We start from the raw sequence: 18,891 nt of genomic DNA on the forward strand, positions 1-18,891 counted from the left end.
GAGAATGGGCATCACCTTTCGCAAGGAAACGTTCCGCGACGACTTCACTTTCAAGAACAGTCCCGAGCACATCAGGCGGTTTCCGTTCCCCTTCCATGAAGACAGCTACATGTACGCCGTCAACATCGAGCCGCATGTCGTCGGGCCCAAGGGCTCGGTGCTCGAAAACCTGATCGACGTCGACGAACACTATGTCGCCGAGATGCAGGACCGCGCCTTGGTGCTGGCCGAGGATCCCCTGCGCTGCCAGTCGCTGCCGCACATGACGCTCGCCGGCTGGGATCTGCTGGAACTCTTGATGGAACAGCAGGCGCTGGGCTATCCCGAGCATTTCACGCTGACGCGCGACGGCGACCGCTGGCGCTGGATCAACCGGCCGCTCGGCATCGACGATACTTTCACCTTCGGCGACACCTCGACTTTGCCTTACGGGCCGATGGAATACATCACCCGTCAGAGCCAGGGCGATTTCTGCATCCTCGACCAGCGCGACGGCAATCTGTGGATGGACGCAGGCATGGTCACCACCCAGGCCGACTGGTCGCTCGATTTCGACATCGGCATGAATTTCTTCGAGTGGCACGCGCCTGTGCCGCTGGCGCATGAGAAGGGCATTTTCACGCGCGCGCTGAAGTTCCTCACCAACATCCAGCAGGGCAAGCCGGCACGGCGCCTGAACTGGACGATGACCATCAATCCGCGGCTGGACACCAGCCCGGAGAATTATCACAAGTGGGGTCCGGACCGCGCGACGGTGACGTCGGAGAATGTCGGCGACAAGGTGCATCTGCGGGTCGAACTGCAGAGCTTCTGGCGCTTGCCGCGCTCCAATGGCATCGTCTTTCCGATCCGCTGCTACCTGATCAAGATGGACGAACTGGTGACGCAGCCGAAATGGGCACGGCGCCTGCACCGCGTCATCCGCGACCTACCCGAGGAACTCGCCAGCTACAAAGGCCTGACGCGCTTTCGCCCGACACTGGTCGAGTGGTTGTCGAAGCTGGACGATGGCAGCCCGACGAGCCCGGGGTTCGGGCCGGATTGAAAGCCCCCCTCATCCGGCCGCTTCGCGGCCACCTCCCCGAGGGGAGAAGAGATCGCCAACGCTGGCGTCGGGCTCCTCTGCCCTGGGGGCAATCCGGGTGAAGGGGCTGCGGCGGCCCGCCTACCCAGCACTGCCCTGCGGGTAGCAGATAATCGACAAATACCGCATCGGCAGTTTCGTCAGTTGCTCCGGTCCGTGCGGCGCGTCGGCGTCGAAGAACAGGCTGTCGCCAGGCTTCATCGGGTAGAGGTTGCTGCCATGCCGGTAAACGACCTCGCCCTCGAGCATGTAGAGAAACTCCATGCCTTCGTGCTGGAAGGTCGGGAACACGTCGGAATCCTCGGTCAGCGTGATCAGATAGGGCTCGACGACGACGCCGCTGGTGTTCGAACCGATATGGCCAAGCAGATTGTACTGGTGGCCGGCGCGCGTGCCGCGGCGCTCGACGTCGAGGCCCTGGCCGGCCTTGACGAAGACGGCGCTGCGTTCTTCCTCGAAGCGGCGGAAGAAGGCGGTGACGGGAACGCCGAGCGCCCGCGACAGTGCCTGCAAGGTGGTCAGCGACGGCGAGGTGATGCCGTTCTCGATCTTCGACAACATGCCCAGTGAAATATCGGTGGCGACCGCGAGATCCGCCACGGTGATGCCGAGCTTCTTGCGGAAGGCCCGCACCTCGCGGCCGATCGCGACCTCCAGCACTTTTTCGCGGGTATCGCGAATAGCGTGCGGGTTTTGTGTCAGTGGCGCGCGTATGGTCCTGCCGTCCGCCGACACTTTCGGCGACGGCTTTGCCTTTGCGCTCGCGGGAGCCTTGGAATCCGAATTAGCCTTTGCCATGCCGCCCCCAATCGTCAGGATTTATTTCACTCAAGGTGAACATGTCAGGTGCCGATACAGGAGCGCAACCGCAACGGCAAGCCATCTTATGTTGCGCGCGGCAGTGCGACCATCGCGACGCCCGCGGGTTTTCCGCCAGGAATCCACTGCGCGCAAACGCCGTTCCAGCAGATGTCTGTTGACAGCACCAAGAGGCCAATTACTGTCACTGCCAGTGAAATTTGTTTCGCTGGGGAAATCAAAAAAAGGAGGCCCGGAATGAACACTCGCGTTGCCGTCATCGGAGCCGGACCGTCCGGTCTGGCCCAACTCAGGGCTTTCAAGTCGGCGGCCGACAAGGGCGCCGAGATTCCCGAGATCGTCTGCTTCGAAAAGCAGTCCGACTGGGGTGGCCTGTGGAACTACACCTGGCGTACCGGCCTCGACGAACATGGCGATCCCGTGCACGGCTCGATGTACCGCTATCTCTGGTCGAACGGGCCGAAGGAATGCCTGGAATTCGCCGACTACACATTCGAGGAGCATTTCGGCCGGCCGATCGGCTCCTACCCGCCACGTGCGGTGTTGTGGGACTACATCAAGGGCCGCGTCGAGAAGTCGGGCCTGCGCAAATGGGTGCGCTTCAACAGCCCGGTGCGCATGGTCACCTTCTCGGACGAGACGAAGAAATTCACCGTCACCGCGCATGACCGCACCAACGACGTGACCTATTCGGAAGAGTTCGACAATGTCGTCGTCGCCTCGGGCCATTTTTCAGTGCCCAACGTTCCTTATTTCGAGGGCTTCTCGACCTTCAACGGCCGCATCTTGCACAGCCACGATTTCCGCGACGCCATGGAATTCAAGGGCAAGGACATCCTGATCATCGGCCGCTCCTATTCGGCCGAGGACATCGGCTCGCAGTGCTACAAATATGGCGCCAAGTCGATCACCTCCAGCTATCGTTCCAAACCGATGGGTTTCAAATGGCCCGAGAATTGGAAGGAAGTGCCGCTGCTGCAAAAGGTCGTCGGCAAGACGGCGCATTTCAAGGACGGCACGACCAAGGATGTCGACGCCATCATCCTGTGCACCGGCTATCTCCATTCCTTCCCGTTCCTGACTGACGATCTCAAGCTCAAGACCGCCAACCGCATGTGGCCGTTGGACCTCTACGAGGGCGTTGTCTGGGAGAAGAACCCGAAGCTGTCCTATATCGGCATGCAGGACCAGTTCTACACCTTCAACATGTTCGACGCGCAGGCCTGGTTCGCGCGCGACGTCATCATGGGCCGCATCAAGCTGCCGTCGGCCGAGGCGATGGCGGCGCATGGCGCCAAATGGCGCGCCCGCGAGGAGACGCTGGAGGACGCCGAGCAGATGATCTGGTTCCAGGGCGACTACACCAAGGAATTGATGGACCAGACCGACTATCCCGGCTTCGACGTCGAGGCGGTCAACCAGACCTTCATGGAGTGGGAGCACCACAAGGCCGAAGACATTATGAGCTTCCGCGATCATTCCTATCGCTCGCTGATGACCGGCACCATGGCGCCGCTGCACCATACGCCCTGGCTGCAGGCATTGGACGATTCCATGGAGAGCTATCTTGAGGTGAAAGGAGTGGCGGCCGAGTAGGCCGCCGCCGCTATCCCAGCCTTGCCCGGGCCTTGGCCGTCCAGGCATTGAACAGCCGGTCGGCGACGATGCCGATGAAGGCGATGGCGAGGCCGGCGACGATGCCGCGGCCGGAATCGGCTTTCGACAGCGCGATGAACACTTCCTGGCCGAGATCGCGCGTGCCGACCATGGCGCAGATGATGATCATTGCCAACGCCATCAGGATGGTCTGATTGACGCCGAGCATGATCTCCGGCAGCGCCAGCGGCAGTTGCACGCGGAAAAAGGTCTGGCGCGGGGTGCAGCCCGACACTTTCGCTGCCTCGATCAGTGCCGGCGGCACCTGCCTTATGCCGTGATTGGTGTAACGGATCGCCGGCACCACGGCGAAGGCTATCGTTGCAATCATCGCCGTCACGTCGCCGACCCTGAACAGCATCACGACCGGGATGATGAAACAGAAGGACGGCAGCACCTGCAGGGTGTCGATGACGGGTGTGACGATCTTTTCGAAACGGTCGCTACGGGCAGCCATCAGGCCGATGGGAATGCCGATCAGGCAGGCGATGAAGGCGGAGATGCCGCAGAGATAGACCGTCGCCATGGTCTTTTCCCATAGGCCGGTGACCGCGCAGAAAGCGGTCAGCATTGCCACCAGGACGGCCAGCCGCGGGCCGGAAAGCTGGTAGCCGGCAAGGCCGAGCAGGAACACCGCGCCCAGCCAGGGGAAGCCTTCGCAGAAGGCGCGCAGCGGATTGAGCACATTGAGGATCAGCGCCACGCGGAAGGCTTCGATGAGATCGAAGAAGTTGATCGTCACCCAGTTCACCGACGCTTTCCACAGTGGCGCGGTGGTGAAGGTGATCGCCTTGGGCACGGCCGCGAAGGCGGGTACGAACAGGCCGAGCAGAGTGGTGACGGCAAGGATGGCAATGGCGAGCGTCAGATTGGGGTAGCGGCGCCAGAACCCCGGGTTCGCGGACTGGTGGACATTGCCCTTCGCCTGCTTATGGGCGATGGCCTGGCTCAGCCGGTCGAGCGCGATGGCCAGCGCGACGATGGCAAGCCCGGCTTCCATCGCCTCGCCGACCTTGAGCGCACGTAGCGCCAAAAGCACATCGTAGCCTAGGCCGCCGGCGCCGATCATCGAGGCGATGATCACCATGTTGAGTGCCAGCATAATCACCTGGTTGACGCCGACCATCAGTGTCGGCCGCGCCGACGGCAGCAGCACGCGCCACAATTTCTGCCGCGCCGTGCAGCCTGCCATCTCGCTGAAATCGTCGATCTCGGACGGCACCCGGGACAGGCCCAGCATCGTCGCCCGCACCATCGGCGGCGTCGCGAAGATGGCGGTGGCGATCATCGCCGAGACCGGGCTGTTGCCGAACAGCAGCAGCATCGGGATGAGATAGGCGAAGGTCGGGATCGTCTGCATCAGGTCAAGTGCTGGGGAGACCACAAGCCGCTCGGCCCACGGCCTGCGCCAGGCCCAGATGCCGGCGAACAGCCCGGTGAGAATGCAGAACGGCACCGCGATCGAGATCAGCGCCAGGGTCAGCATGGCACTGGTCCATTGGCCGAACAGCGCGATGTAGAGGAAACATCCGCCAACCAGCAGGCTGAGCTTCCTGCCTCCTGCCGCATGGCCGGCGAGGAAGGCGACGGCGCAGACGCCAACCCAGGACAAACGCGGCAGCACGAAAGCGTCGGCGCCATGGCCGAACTTGAAATTCTTGGCCAAGAGATTGAGCGCGAAGTCGAGCGGCACGCCGAGCACCGCGGTGACCGAGCGCGTCAGCCAGGACAGGTTCGACTTGATCCAGCCCATCAGCGCGCTGACCCAGTCGGCGACGGGGACGACCGCCTCGACCGGGTAGTTGACGGCCCATGGCAGCCTGTCCTGCAGCAGGAACATCACCAGCACGGCGGCAAGCGCCAGCACCCAGATCACCAGCCACCGTTGGATCGGCGGCCTTGTCCGGCTGGCGTTTGCGGTTACCGTCATGCGCCGGCCCGCTCGATGCCGGCCAGAAGATCGATCACCGCTTGCGGCGTCACTTCGCCGATCGGCGTGCCGGTGCCGTTGATCACGGCGAAGGGTTTGCCGGCGGCAACGATGCTGGCCGAAAAACTCGATATCTTGGTCTCGGGCGCCACCGTGCCGCCGTGCTCGGCGCCATCGCAGCTACGCATCAGGCTGCGCGCCGAGATCACCTTGGCGCGGTCGACGTCGCGGGTGAACTCGGCGACATAGTCGGTCGCCGGATTGACCACCAGTTCCTCCGGCGTGCCGATCTGGATGACTTGGCCGTCCTTCATGATAGCGATGCGGTCGGCCAGCCTGATGGCCTCGTCGAAATCATGGGTGATGAAGACAATGGTCTTGTGCAGCATGGTCTGCAGCCGCATCAGCTCGTCCTGCATCTCGCGGCGGATCAGCGGATCGAGCGCCGAGAACGGCTCGTCGAGAAACCAGATCTCCGGCTTGGTGGCGAGGCTGCGGGCGATGCCGACACGCTGCTGCTGGCCGCCCGACAGTTCGCGCGGATAGAAATGCTCGCGGCCGCGCAGACCGACGAGTTCGATGACTTCCCGGGCGCGCGCCTCGCGTCTCGTCCGATCCTGTCCCTGGATACTCAGAGGAAAGGCGATGTTGTCGAGCACGTTGAGATGCGGCAACAGCGCGAAATTCTGGAACACCATGCCCATGCGATGGCGCCTGAGTTCGATCAGGGCGGCATCGGAAATCTTGAGCAGGTCCTTGCCCTCGAATTCGACCTTGCCATGTGTCGGCTCGACCAGCCGCGACATGCAGCGCACCAGCGTGGACTTGCCGGAGCCGGACAGGCCCATGATGATGAAGATCTCGCCCTGGCGGATTTCGAGGTCGACGGCGCGCACCGCACCGACAAGGCCTGCCGCCGAGACCTCCGCCATGCTGGCCTTGCCGTCACGCTCGCGGATGAAATTGGCGGCGTTCGAGCCGAACAGTTTCCAGACGTTGCGGCAAGCAAGTTTTATCGGGCGGGCATCCGTCGAGTCGGATGCCTGTTCAATCGCTTCCGTCATTCAGTCGCCCTTCTGGAACATCAGGAATTGAGGCCCGGCCGGTCAACGGCCGGGCCTCCCTTTCCAGTCGGAAATCACTGTGCCCAGGCTTTCCAGTCTGCCTCGTGAGCGGCGATCCAGGCGGCGGCGACGTCTTCCGGCGTCTTGCCGTCAAGATCGATCTCGCCGCTCATCTTGTTCAACTCGTCGGTGTCGATCGTGTAGGCCTTGGCCACTTTGTAGGCGACCGGCCATTTGTCTTTCATGCCGTTCCAGGAGTACTTCCAGATTTCGCCATGCGGCTTGCCGCAGTCGTATTTGGCGTCCGGGTTCACGCCCCATTTCGGGTCGGTGTAGCATTCGGGCGTGTATTCGGGGAATTGCACCCATTCGCCCTTGTATTTTGCAGGCGCCCAATGCGGCGAATAGATCCACAGCATGATCGGCGCCTTGCGCTGATAGGCGGAGTCCAGTTCGGCGAACATCGCGGCATCAGTGCCGGCATGGATCACGGTGAAGGGCAGCTTCAGCGCCGCGACACGCTCGTCGTCAAAGCCTTCCCAGGTCACCGGGCCGCCGAGATAGCGCCCCTTTGGCGCCGTCTCGGCGGTCGAGAACGATGCCGCGCAGGTGGCGTCGAGCAGAGCGTGCCAGTCCGGCAAGGTCGGACATTTCTCCTTCATGTATTCGGGAAACCACCACTCTTCCTTGGCCTTCGGGCCGAGCTTGCCGAGCCTTTCGGTCTGGCCCGTGGCGTCGGAGGCCTTCATCGCTTCGCCTGCCGTCGTATCCCAGAATTCCAGGCCGACATCGATATCGCCATTGGTGAGGCCGGTTGTCAGGCTGGAGAGATAGTCGGCGGTCGGGTATTCGACGGTATAGCCGAGCTTTTCCAGGATGCCGCCGAGGATCTTGGCGTTGAGATTGACGCTGGTCCAGTCGAACAGCGCGATCTTGATCGGGTCGTTGGATTCCGGCGCCGCTGCCTGCGCTGTCGGCGTCAGGACACTTGCCGCGGCAAGTGCAAAAGCTCCCATTGAGGATTTCGATATCACACTGCGGAATGGCATTGCTTGGTTCTCCTTCAAGCTGTGACGGTTATTGGTCGTTCCCTTGTTGCGTCTTTTCTTGATTGTGTTGGAAAGGCAGGCTGTTGTGCAAGACCGTTCTCGCCATGTCGGGGCCAAGCCGGCACAGGCGCGATGAGGCTCGATTTCGGTGATGACGGACGCTGCCGAGACAGCCAGTCTCATGGCCGATCGATCGCCGCGATGGCGATCGTCCGCGGATCAATTGTCAGTCCTGCGGCGCCCTGCAACATGCGAGCCATCAAGGTCCCATGATCCCGAGCATTTCCGGCGGATTTGCTCTCGGCTGTCGCCCTGGCAAGCCCCCATCTCGCCAGCGCGGTTTCATAGGATGAAAATATATATACCAACGTTCATGCCGCGCAACGACTAACGCCGCGAGGAAGCAGAATTCCAGACTGCAGGCGAAGCCGGCCGACGACGGCGGGACACGGGTCGCACGCCCTGTTTACCAGCAGACGTAGCCGCCATCGACGATCAGGTCGAGGCCGGTGAAGAAGCTCGACGCGCGGCTGGCCAGGAAAACCGTCGGCCCGACCATTTCCTCCGGCGCCGCCATGCGTCCCATCGGCGTGTCGCGTTTGAAGATCTTCACCTCTTCGGCCACCTCCGGCCGCTTGTTCATCGGCGTCAGCGTGTAGCCCGGGCTGACGACGTTGACGCGCAGGCCGCGGTCGGCCCACTCCATGGCCAGGCTCTTCGACATGTGGATGACGGCGGCCTTCGAGGAATTGTAATGCGCCTGCGTCAGTCCGCGATTGACGATGGTGCCCGACATCGAGGCGATGTTGATGATCGAGCCCTTGCCCCGCGCCAGCATCTTGCGCGCTTCTGCCTGGCAGGACAGGAACACGCCGGCGACATTGACCTCGTGCACCTTCCGCAATCCCGCATCGTCGGATGTGCTCGACGTCGCGTTGACCGGATTGCGGACACTGGCAAGGGACTGGACCGGTGATCGGGGCTTTGCCGAGGGGGACCGCTCCTTCAGCACCGGCCAGGCGTGATGGATGCGGGCCGCTTACGCCGGCAGGGCTGCGACCGCCGCCGGTTTCTGCAGCCGCCTCAACTCGGCATAGGGAATGTGGCAACGGATCGAATGCCCCGGCTCGGCCTCGGCGAGCGGCGGCTCCTGCTGTTCGCAGATCGGCCCGATCTTGCGTGGGCAGCGCGTGTGGAAGACGCAGCCCGATGGCGGGTTGGTGGCGCTGGGGATTTCGCCATCGAGCCGGATGCGTGCCGTCTCGGTCTGACCGAGCTTGGGCACGGCCGATAGCAGCGCCTCGGTGTAGGGGTGATGCGGTCCGGAAAAAACGTCCTCCGATGGGCCGATCTCCATGATGCGGCCGAGATAGAGCACGGCGATCTTGTCGGAGAGATAACGCACCACGCCAAGGTCATGCGAAATAAAGATGTAGCTGACGTCTTCCTTGGCCTGCAGGTCGGCGAGCAGGTTGAGGATCGCCGCCTGGACGGAAACGTCGAGCGCCGAGGTCGGCTCGTCGCAGACGACGATGCGCGGGTCGCCGGCGAAGGCGCGCGCTATGGCAACGCGCTGTTTCAGCCCTCCCGACAGCTGGCGCGGCTTGACGGCCAGATGCCGTTCAGTCAGCCGCACCGAGCGGAAGAGGTCGTCGAGGCGCGCCTCCAGCGCCTTGCCGCTCAAGCCCGCCAGCCGCTTCAGTGCGCGGCCGATCAGATGCCTTATCGAGTGCGAGCGGTTGAGGGCGGAGTCCGGATTCTGGAAGACGATCTGCATCGCCTTGACCTGGTCGTCGCTGCGGTCCCCCAGCCGCGGCGCCAGCGCCTTGCCCTCCAGTTCGATGCTGCCGCCGTCATCGGGCGGCACCAGGCCGAGCAGCAGCCTGGCGAAAGTGGTCTTGCCGCTGCCGGATTCGCCGACCAGCCCGAGCGTTTCGCCCGGCCTGAGATCGAGCGAGACATCCTTGACCGCGCGCAGCGCATGGCCATGGCTGGCGTAGGTCTTGTTCAACCCAGCGACGCGCAGCACCGGTGCTGCCGCCGGCCTGGGTGGCGGCACCACATCGCTGGGCGTTGCGCGTGGCAGGGCCTGCGCCTGGTCGTGGTAGTGGCAGCGCGACAGCCGCCTCCCGCGCTCGTCGGTCAGATCATAGAGCGGCGGCAATTCGGTGCGGCAGCGGTCGGTGGCCAGCGCGCAGCGGTCGGCGAAGGCGCAGCCCTTGATGTCAGCGCCGATGCCGGGCAGGAAGCCCGGGATGGTGTCGAGCCGGCCCTGGTCCTTGCGCTGGCCGCCGCGCGGCAGGCAGCGCAGCAGCGCCACCGTGTAAGGGTGGCGCGGATCGTTGAAGACGACATCGGTCGGTCCTTCCTCGACCAGCATGCCGGCATAGAGCACGCCGACCCGGTCGCACATGTTGGAGACGACGGCGAGGTTGTGGCTGATGAACAGGATCGAGGCCGACAGTTCCTGCCTGAGCTGCGCGATGAGGTCGAGCACCTCGGCCTCGACCGTCGCGTCGAGGCCGGTAGTCGGCTCGTCGAGGATCAGCATCGAGGGATCGTTGGCCAGCGCCATGGCGATCGCCACGCGCTGCTGCATGCCGCCCGACAGCTGGTGCGGATAGCGCTGCATGACGCTTGGCGGATCGGAGATGCGCACGCGGTTCAGCATGGCGATGGCGCGATCGGTGGCAGCTTGGCCCGTGATGCCGCCAAGCTCGAAAATTTCGGTCAATTGCCGGCCGATGCGGATCGACGGGTTCAGCGCCTTTCCCGGGTCCTGATAGACCATGGAGACGCTTTCGGCGCGCGCGCGCCGAAGCGCCTCCGCGTCGAGCTTCATCACGTCCTGGCCGTCGAGTGAGATGGCGCCACCCGATATCGAGCCGTTGCGCGGGAGATAGCGCACCACCGTGAGGGCTACCGTCGACTTGCCGCAGCCGGATTCGCCGACCAGCCCATAAGCCTCGCCCTGGCCGATGGTGAGGCTGAGATCGCGCAGCACCGCGCGATTGCGCCCGGCGACCCGGTAGGCGACCGACAGGTCCGTGATATCGAGCGCGTCCTTTGCCTTCCCGGTCGTTGTATTGGCGGGTTTAGTCATTGAAGGCCCCATGCACGCCGTCGGCGGCCAGGTTGACGCCGATCACCAGCGAGGCGATGGCGAGCGCGTCGAACAGCACCGTCCACCAGAAGCCGCCGCCGATCATGCCGTAATTGCTGGAAATGGAGAGCCCCCAGTCGGGTGACGGCGGCTGGATGCCAAAGCCCATGAAGGAGAGGGTAGCGACCGCAAAGATGGCGTAGCCCAACCGCACCGTGGTCTCGACCAGGATCGGCGGGATGACGTTGGGCAGGATCTCGACGAACATCGTATGCAGCGCGCTCTCATGCCTGAGCTGTGCGGCGGCGACATAGTCGAGCTCGCGCTCGGCCAGCACCGCCGAACGCACGGTACGTGCGATGATCGGCGCGAAGCTCAGGCCGATGACGATGATGACGGTGGTCTTGGATGTGCCCAGCGCGACGATGGCAAGCAGCGCCACGATCACCACGGGGATCGCCATGAAGGCTTCAAGGATGCGGCTGACGACATCGTCGACGAGGCCGCGGAAATAGCCGGTGAGCAGGCCGAGTGCGGTGCCGGCGACCGTCGCCAGCAAGGTCGCCAGGGGCGCGACGGTGAGGATATCGCGCGAACCGACGATGACGCGCGAGAAGACGTCGCGGCCGATCTGGTCGGTGCCGAACCAGTGTTCGGCCGAAGGCGGCGCCAGCGCGTTGATGATGTCGTCGGCAAGCGGATCGTAGGGCGCGAAATGTTCGCCGAACAGCGCGCAGGCGACCCAGAACAGCACGATGGTCATGCCGACGAGGAAGGTGCGGGAGCGAAGCAGCGAGGACAAGACCTCCACCAGGGGGCTGCGCTGGCGTGTGTCGTCCTGCCTGGCGGGACTGGTCTGGACGGCGCTCATTGGTCTGACCCCAGCCGGATGCGCGGATTGAGCACGGAATAGAGGAAGTCGGCGGCAAGGGTCGCCACGGCATAGACGATGCCGATGGTCAGGATGCCCGATTCCAGCATCGGGAAATCCTTGCCGCGCGCGGCGGTGAAGATCAGCGAGCCGATGCCCTGGTAGCGGAACAGCGTCTCGATCACGACAAGGCCTCCGATGAGATAGCCGGTCTGGGTCGCGATGACGGTGATGGTCGGCAACAGCGCATTGCGCAGCACATGGCGCCAGATCACCGTGCGCCAGGGCAGGCCCTTGAGCACGGCGGTTCGCGTATAGTCGGAATCGAGCGCCTCGATCATGCCGGAACGCGCCATGCGCGCGATATAGCCGAACAGCACCAGGAACAGCGGCAGCGACGGGAGGATCAGGTAATAGAGCTGGGTGAAGAAGCCGGCATCCCTGGGCCACGCGGCCGAGATCGGCAGCCAGCGCAGCCACACGCCGAAGATCAGGATCAGGATGATGCCGGTGACGAATTCCGGCAGCACCGTCACCGACAGGCCGCCGAGGCTGATCATGCGGTCGAGCGGGCGGTTGAGGTTGAGTGCGGCAATGACGCCGCCGAGGATGCCGATCGGCACCACCAGCACGAAGGCGACCGCCGCCAGCTTCATCGAATTGCCAAGCGCACCGATGACGAAGGGCGCCACCGGCGAGCGGAATATGTAGGACGTGCCCATGTCGCCCTGGACGAAGTTCGAGATCCAGCTCCAGTACTGGGTGAGCAGCGGGCGATCGACGCCGAGCGTGTGATTGAGCGCGTCGACCGCGCGTTGGTCGGCGAACGGGCCGAGGATCGCGCGCCCGACATTGCCAGGCAGGACCTGGCCGCCCAGGAACACCATGATGCTGAGCAGGAACAGCGTCACCAGCGACAGGGACACACGCCGCGCAAAAAAGGAGAGAATGGCTAAGACTCCTTGCAAAGCCAGCCCCCCGGGGGAGCTGGCTGTTAGAGGACTGGCTTTCCCTTTTCGCTTACGCCTTCGATGCCTTTTCGAGGAACAGCTGCGACATGGCTGTCGGTTGCACGCCGGCCACGCCCTTCGCCGTCGCCGTCAGGTAGTCGTAGAAATAGCCGAAGATGACAGGCGTTTCCTCGAGCAGAAGCTTCTGGATCTTGCCGGCGTCAGCCTTCTGCGCCTCGAGGTCGAGCGCCGCGATATAGCTGGTCGCCAGCGCGTCGTAGTCCTTGTTCTTGAAGTGCGCGGCATTCCAGGTGCCGTCGCTCTTCAGGGGAGCGGCAAGATAAACATTCGGCACGCCGCGATGGCCATAGTCGGTGATGCCCATCACCGAATCCAGCCAGTTCGATTTCCCGAACACCGCGTCGCCATAATAGGCGCTCTGGTCGAGGATGTTGAGTTCGAGCTCGATGCCGATCTCCTTGACCCAGTTCTGGATGAGCTGGGCATATTCGGGGATTTCGAGATAGCGCTCGGTGGTCAGCGTGATCTTGAAGCCCTTGCCGGCACCGGCCGCTTCCATGAGCTGCTTGGCCTGCGCGATGTCCTGCTTGCGCTGCGGTATGCTCGTATCGGTCGAGGGGTAGACCGCGGCGAATGGGCTGTCATTGCCAAGCGCCGAGCGTCCCTTCATCAGGCCGGCGGCGAGCTTGTCGCGATCGAGGCAGAGCGCGATGGCGCGGCGCACGCGTGCATCCTTCAATGGGCCGTCGTCGCAGCGCAGATGCAGTTGCTGGTGAGCCGACGACTTCAGGCTGATGATTTCGAAGCCCGGATCGTTGAGCAGGGCCACGCCGGCCAGCACCGGCATCTGGTTGATGATGTCGACCTGCCCACCCTGCAGCGCCAGGATCATCGGCTGCACGTCGGTAAAGAAGGTGAACTCGGTACGGTCAGGCAGCGCCTTCGCTCCCCAGTAGTTCTCGTTGCGGACGAAGGAAGCGCCGACCTTCGGCGTGTATTTCTCCACCTTGAACGGGCCGGTGCCATCGAAGCTCTTCTCGTAGTCGCCCTTGTAGTCCGCCGGGATGATGACGGCGTTGTAATTGTCCGACGAGACCATGTAGGGAAAATTGCCGTTCGGCGCGTCGAGGTGGAATTCCACCGTGTAGTCGTCGACCTTCTTGCTGGCCCCCTTCGACAGGATACCGGTGAACACCGACAGCGCGTTGGATGAGTTTGCCGGATCGGCCAGGCGGTCGATGCTCGCCACCACGTCCTCGGCCTTCATTTCGCCGCCGCTGTGGAATTTCACGCCCTTGCGCAATTTGAAGGTCCAAACCGAGCCGTTGTCGTTCGGCTTCCAGCTCTCGGCCAACGCGGGCTGCAGCACCAGGTCGGGGCCGTCGACGCAGAGGAATTCCGCAACCTGCTGCATGATCAGCAGGCCGCCGGCGTCGGCGATCGTGACGGGATCGATGGCTGCCGCCGGCACGCTGCTGGCGACACGGATGGTGGCGCCGGGTGCGCCCTGGGCGCGCGCCAGCGACGGCATGCCGCCAAGGCCGGCAGCCGTGGTGATGCCTCCAAGCAGCGGCAGCGACAGGCCAAGCAGGCTGCCATGGCGGATGAAGTCGCGGCGGCTGACACGGCCGTCGACGAGGCCGTCGATCAGGTGATTTTCAAGCGGCGAGCGATTGCGCCGGATCAGGTCGAGAATGCGGTAGTTCTTGATCATGGGTTTAACCCTTCCCCTGTTTCTTATGGTTTGATGAATGCGTTTTTCAGTTGACGAAGTCCGTGGAGTTCTCCTGTCCCGGCCATCAACGATGTCAGTCGCACGGGACTGTAGCATGCGGTTTTTCCTGGTCCATCCGATCCTTGCGGCGCGGGGGTCAGATTTTCTTGAGCAATGCTTCCACCCGTCCGCTCCTGCCGTCGCCATCGATCGCGGCGGCGGACTCTTGTTCTTGAAATACGTCTCCTTTCCCGTGTCGTTCTCCTAGTTCAGCGGCAAACGGCGATATGTCCCGGGCTTGGCCGGGTCGTGATATTTGTTGCAAGGCCCGTTCTCGGCAAAGTCGCGATGGCACGCCGCGAGATTTTCCCGCGACAAGGTGACACCAAGACCGGGACCTTCCGGGACACGCACCGTATTGTTCCTGGGGCAAAACGGCCCCTCCTCGGTGATGTCCATAGGTTGCATACGAAACAGCGACTGGTTCGGCTCCCGGATCCAGCCGAGTGCTGCGCACAGATGCAGGTAGGCCGCGCTGCCGATGCCGCTGTCGCCGCTGTAGCACCAGAAATCGATGCCCGCGTGCTCGCAGGCGCCGACAAAGCGCAGCATCCGGCCGATGCCGCCATGCGCGGTCGGGTTGCCGACGAATGCATCCGGCACCTTGAGGTCCATGGCGCGCGCGATGTCGATATTGTGGGTCGAGAACGGGATCGAGCAATGGCGGCGCAGTTCGCGCATCTCCTCCGATGTCGCCACCGGATCCTCCCAGTTGCGCACGCCGAGCTCTTCCAGCGGCCGCGCAAGCCGCCGCGCCGTGCTGAGCGAGTAAGCCTGGTTCGAATCGATGCGGATCATCGCATCGTCGCCGAGTTTTTCGCGGATCAGCTCGACCATTCTCAGCGAGATCCTTGGGTCGTCGGTCGAGAATTTTCCTTCGAAGAAGGTCGTGCCGTGTGTCTCGTGCAGTTCCACGCAATAGTCGGCGACTTCTTCCGGCGTCGTCTCGCCCTTGACACCATCCCCATCGCCGCGCAGCGAGAAATAGTCGGTGAACGGGATGTCCTTGCGCACGGCCCCGCCGAGCAACTGATAGAGCGGCTGGTTCCAGGCCTTGCCGCGCAGGTCCCAAAGCGCCATCTCGATGGCGCCGAAGGCCGTGATGCGGGTGCGGTCGTTGATCGACTGCACGCCGGTCCAAAACGGCAGGCAGACATGTTCGGCGCCGGCAATGTCGAAGGCGTCGCGGCCGACCAGCCGCTGGGCAAGAACATCATTGATGATGGCGGCCGCTGCCGGCGTCGGTGCTTCGCCCAGCCCGACAAGGCCGTCCTCGGTCTCGACTTCGACGATAACAGGCGAAAAACCGTCGAGTTCGCCGAACACCCAGGCATAGGGCGCTTCGAGGCGAAGATTGATCGGCGTGGCCTTGATGCCGCGGATCTTCATCTCAGCGTCCAACTTCGAAGAAGGGCTTGCCGAGCAGGTCTGGAACGACGTCGATGCCAAGGCCTGGGCCGGCGGGAATACCCATGCGGCTGCCGGTGACCGGCGGCGCGTTCGACGCGGTGCGCACCGTCACCCATTCGTGGAAGGCGATCGCGTGCAGCCGGCGCTCCTCCGGCGTCGACAGCGACAGATGCGCCATGGCGGATGTGTCGATCTCGGCGCCGCCGGTATCCTCGACCGTGATCATGAAGCCGAGATCGACGGCGACGTCACGGATCAGCCGGGTCTTGGTGACGCCGCCGAGCCGCGAGATCTTCAGCGTCAGCCCGTCCGCCGCGCCGAGGCGATGGATTTCCAGCATCGCCTCCAGCGAGGTGACGGATTCGTCGAGCACCATCGGCTTGTCGAGCATGCGGCGCACCGACATGTTCTCGTCGATCGTCGTGCAAGGCTGCTCGAACGTATAGTCGATCGCCCGCGTCGCGTCAGTGAACTGACGCGCCTGGTATGGTGTCCACCCGGCATTGGCGTCGCAGAAGATGACAGTGCCTTTCGGCACCGAGGCGGCGACCGCCATGACGCGCTCGACGTCGTCATGGACATTGCCGCCGACCTTGACCTGGAGCCGGCGGAAACCGTCCTCGACGATGCGCTTGGCAAGTGCGGCCATTTGATCGATCGTGCCATGGGTGACGACCTTGTAGAGTTCGGCCGTGTCGCTTTCCCTGCCGCCGAGCAGCGTCACCAGCGGTACGCCGGCGGCACGCGCCGCCAGATCCCAGCAGGCCATGTCGAGCGCCGATTTGATGTAGGGATGGCCCTTGAACACCGTGTCCATCAGTCGGCCGATGCTGGCCAGCCCGCACGGGTCCTGGCCGATAAGGTGCGGTGCGATCTCCGGCACGCCGGCTCGGGTGCCGGCCGGGAAGGCGGCCGAGTAGAAATTGCCGAGCGGCGCCATCTCACCCCAGCCGGTGACGCCGCTGTCGGAGGTGATGGAGACGATCACAGCGTCGAAGCAGTCGGCCACACGCCCCTTGGACATGCGATAGGGGCCGTCCACGAAAGGCTGCACGACGTGATAGGCTTTGATGGTTTCGATTTGCACGTGGAGTATCCATTATCCGCGGTGAGGGGAGGGTCAGGCGCCTTTCGACGGACGCTTTTCGAGGTCGCGCGCATAGGCAAGAAGCTCTTCGAAATCGTGGTCGATATGCTCGCGTGCGTGGCGCTGGGCGGCACGCATGTCGTCGCTCTTGAGCAGCCGCACATAAGTCTCGTGAACGTCTTCGGCGGGCACGGCTTCGTTGCGTGCCTGCTGGTGCAGGGCGAAATACATCTGCAACCGGCTGGTCAGCCTTTGCCAGGTTTCCAAGAGCACTGAATTGTCGGCCCATTCATGGATCAGGCCATGCAGTTGCAGCGCGGTCTCGATCTGGCGCGTGGTGTCGCGGTCGCGCGTCGCCTGCTTCACCGCCTCGTGGCGCCGGTCGAGCTCATCGAAAAAGCGCTGGTCGCGCAGTTCCCACATCCGCTCGATGGCGAATTCGTCCAGCACCTTGTTGAGCGAATAGACGTCGTCGATGTCCTTGGCGGTGACATTGATGACGAAGGTGCCTGCATAGGGAATGCTGGTCAGTATGCCTTCCTGGACCAGCTCGCGCATCGCCTCGCGCAGCGGGGCGCGGCTGACCCGCATCTGTTCGGAAATCCTGAGCTCGTTGAGCTTCTGGCCTGGCTCGAGCTGACCGGTCAGGATCGCGCGTCTGAGCAGTGCCACGATTTCGGCACGGCGTGTCGTGTCGGCAATCGGACTGAATTCCGTCTTCACCATCCGGCCCACTCCCGCGAGAACAGAAGCAGAGACAATCAGATTGTCGACAATCTAACAAGAGCAAGTGATCGGATTTTTCCGTCTCCCAGCGCCAATGTCGCCGCTCTGGTCGGCCTGCTCGTGAAAACGGCGCCCGCGACCTGAGAAAAGGTCGGGGGCGCCGCGCGGAAACCGGGCCTGCGGGGGAGTCAGGTAGCCGGTTTCTGTGGCAGGGGCGAAATCGGCATTCCGGGGCCGATCTTCTGCAGATTGCCTGTGATCACCTGGTCGCCTTCAGCGACGCCGCTGAGGATGGCGACCATGTCGCCGCTGGTCGGCCCCAGCGAAACCAGCCGCTGGTCGACCGTATTGCCCTTGCCGACGACATAGAGATACTTGCCGAGTTGGCTCGATCCCAGTGCGACCTGCGGCACCATCAGCGCATCGGGCTGTTGTTTGACGTGCAGCCGCACGCGAACATACTGGCCAGGCAAGAGCGTGAACTTGGCGTTGCCGATTGTGGCGCGTGCGGTGATCGTGCCGGTCGAGTGATCGATCGTGTTGTCGATAAAGGTGAGCTCGCCCTTCTGGTGGGCCTCGGTCTCACCGGGAAGCAGGACCTCGACCTCGATCGGGCCGGCGGCACGCGCTTCCTCGATCTGCGCCAGGTCCGTCTCGCTCGGATTGAAGGTGACGTAGATCGGATCGAGCTGCACCAGCGTGTTGAGCACGGTGCCGGCAACGCTGACCAGCGTTCCCACGGAAGCCTGGTTGCGGCCCAGACGTCCAGCGAACGGCGCGTGGATTTCAGCGTAGCTCAAATTGAGCTCGGCCGTGCGCACAGCCGCCTGGTTCAGCGCCAGCGACGCCTGCGCCTCGCGCAAGGTGCTGGTGCGCTGGTCGAAGCTGTCCTTGTCCAGGTAGCCGCTCTTGGCGAGTTCGGTACCGCGACCGAGATTGGAACGTGCATAATCGAGGGTCGCCGTGTCGCGCTGAACCTGTGCCTTCGCCTGGTCGAGCGAGGCCTGGAAGTCATCGGGCGAGATCCTGTAGAGCAGGTCGCCTTGCCGCACGTCGGCGCCGTCTTGCGCCGTCTGTTCCTGCAAATAGCCGGGGACGCGTGCCTGCAGCGTGATGCTGCGGATCGGCTCGGTCCGCGCGGCATAGTCGAGATAGATCGGGATCGTCTTCTTGACCACGTTCGCCACCGGCACCGGCATGACGAACGCTGCTGGAGCCGGCGCGGCCCCGGCCGTGCCGGCATTCAGGCTGAGATTGCCCATGTCCAGCAGGTGGACACTGGCCACCGAGATCGCACCCAGCGCGACAGCCGTTCCCAACGCGATTTTCCATTTACGCATGATGATT

Annotated in this window: 14 protein-coding genes and 2 pseudogenes; 3 read left to right on the forward strand and 13 right to left on the reverse strand. The window is 63.6% G+C overall.

The features are described from left to right. The first annotated feature begins 4 nt into the window (after positions 1–4). Positions 5–1,045: a DUF3445 domain-containing protein gene (locus FJ943_RS21595; RefSeq protein WP_140724665.1), complete on the forward strand. Its 1,041-nt coding sequence runs from the start codon at positions 5–7 to the stop codon at positions 1,043–1,045. 120 nt (positions 1,046–1,165) lie between these two features. On the opposite strand, the gene FJ943_RS21600 is transcribed toward FJ943_RS21595, so the two are convergent. Further along, positions 1,166–1,882: an XRE family transcriptional regulator gene (locus FJ943_RS21600; protein ID WP_015318901.1), complete on the reverse strand. Its 717-nt coding sequence runs from the start codon at positions 1,880–1,882 to the stop codon at positions 1,166–1,168. Positions 1,883–2,140: 258 nt separating this feature from the next. Between FJ943_RS21600 and FJ943_RS21605 the strand changes: the two genes are divergently transcribed. After that, complete coding sequence (locus FJ943_RS21605; protein ID WP_140617364.1) at positions 2,141–3,499, forward strand: NAD(P)/FAD-dependent oxidoreductase; 1,359 nt, start codon at positions 2,141–2,143, stop codon at positions 3,497–3,499. Between the two features lie 10 nt (positions 3,500–3,509). Here FJ943_RS21605 and FJ943_RS21610 read toward each other — a convergent pair whose 3' ends face one another. The 4 genes and pseudogenes from FJ943_RS21610 to FJ943_RS21625 form a co-directional block, all read right to left on the reverse strand. Then, entirely contained in the window at positions 3,510–5,489 is a 1,980-nt protein-coding gene (locus FJ943_RS21610) for an ABC transporter permease subunit (RefSeq protein WP_140724681.1), read from the reverse strand. Next, positions 5,486–6,553 carry a glycine betaine/L-proline ABC transporter ATP-binding protein gene (locus FJ943_RS21615; protein WP_140724684.1) on the reverse strand — a complete coding sequence of 356 codons (1,068 nt, stop codon included), beginning with the start codon at positions 6,551–6,553 and terminating at the stop codon, positions 5,486–5,488. The genes FJ943_RS21610 and FJ943_RS21615 overlap by 4 nt, the downstream gene beginning before the upstream one ends. A 74-nt stretch (positions 6,554–6,627) precedes the next feature. Next, the gene (locus tag FJ943_RS21620) at positions 6,628–7,602 is read right to left on the reverse strand and encodes an ABC transporter substrate-binding protein (RefSeq protein ID WP_140617361.1); all 975 of its coding nucleotides are present in this window, start codon (positions 7,600–7,602) and stop codon (positions 6,628–6,630) included. A gap of 466 nt (positions 7,603–8,068) precedes the next feature. Further along, positions 8,069–8,503, reverse strand: a pseudogene (locus FJ943_RS21625) (SDR family oxidoreductase); the annotation flags it as partial. 1 nt (position 8,504) lies between these two features. Here FJ943_RS21625 and FJ943_RS30035 point away from each other — a divergent pair. Further along, positions 8,505–8,627 (forward strand): annotated as a pseudogene (locus FJ943_RS30035) (LysR family transcriptional regulator); the annotation flags it as partial. A 14-nt stretch (positions 8,628–8,641) separates the two neighbouring features. Here the strand turns inward: FJ943_RS30035 and FJ943_RS21635 are convergent. From FJ943_RS21635 to FJ943_RS21670, 8 genes are all read right to left on the reverse strand, one after another. Further along, positions 8,642–10,705: an ABC transporter ATP-binding protein gene (locus FJ943_RS21635; protein WP_140724687.1), complete on the reverse strand. Its 2,064-nt coding sequence runs from the start codon at positions 10,703–10,705 to the stop codon at positions 8,642–8,644. Beyond that, positions 10,698–11,576, reverse strand: a complete 879-nt coding sequence (locus tag FJ943_RS21640; RefSeq protein WP_140724690.1) for an ABC transporter permease — start codon at positions 11,574–11,576, stop codon at positions 10,698–10,700. Before FJ943_RS21640 ends, FJ943_RS21635 begins: the two co-directional genes overlap by 8 nt. After that, on the reverse strand, positions 11,573–12,526 hold the full coding sequence (locus tag FJ943_RS21645) for an ABC transporter permease (protein WP_140724887.1): 954 nt from the start codon (positions 12,524–12,526) through the stop codon (positions 11,573–11,575). Before FJ943_RS21645 ends, FJ943_RS21640 begins: the two co-directional genes overlap by 4 nt. Positions 12,527–12,596: 70 nt before the next feature. After that, entirely contained in the window at positions 12,597–14,261 is a 1,665-nt protein-coding gene (locus FJ943_RS21650; protein ID WP_015318889.1) for an ABC transporter substrate-binding protein, read from the reverse strand. A gap of 264 nt (positions 14,262–14,525) precedes the next feature. Continuing rightward, a complete protein-coding gene (locus FJ943_RS21655; RefSeq protein ID WP_015318887.1) occupies positions 14,526–15,710 on the reverse strand; it encodes a mandelate racemase/muconate lactonizing enzyme family protein in 1,185 nt (394 codons plus the stop codon). A 1-nt stretch (position 15,711) separates the two neighbouring features. Next, the gene (locus FJ943_RS21660) at positions 15,712–16,818 is read right to left on the reverse strand and encodes a mandelate racemase/muconate lactonizing enzyme family protein (RefSeq protein ID WP_015318886.1); all 1,107 of its coding nucleotides are present in this window, start codon (positions 16,816–16,818) and stop codon (positions 15,712–15,714) included. Between the two features lie 33 nt (positions 16,819–16,851). After that, entirely contained in the window at positions 16,852–17,544 is a 693-nt protein-coding gene (locus FJ943_RS21665) for a GntR family transcriptional regulator (RefSeq protein ID WP_140724693.1), read from the reverse strand. A 188-nt stretch (positions 17,545–17,732) separates the two neighbouring features. After that, entirely contained in the window at positions 17,733–18,884 is a 1,152-nt protein-coding gene (locus FJ943_RS21670) for an efflux RND transporter periplasmic adaptor subunit (RefSeq protein ID WP_015318882.1), read from the reverse strand. Positions 18,885–18,891 lie beyond the last annotated feature (7 nt).

The sequence above is a fragment of the Mesorhizobium sp. B2-3-10 genome (assembly GCF_006442275.1).
Taxonomy (GTDB): Bacteria; Pseudomonadota; Alphaproteobacteria; order Rhizobiales; family Rhizobiaceae; genus Mesorhizobium; species Mesorhizobium australicum.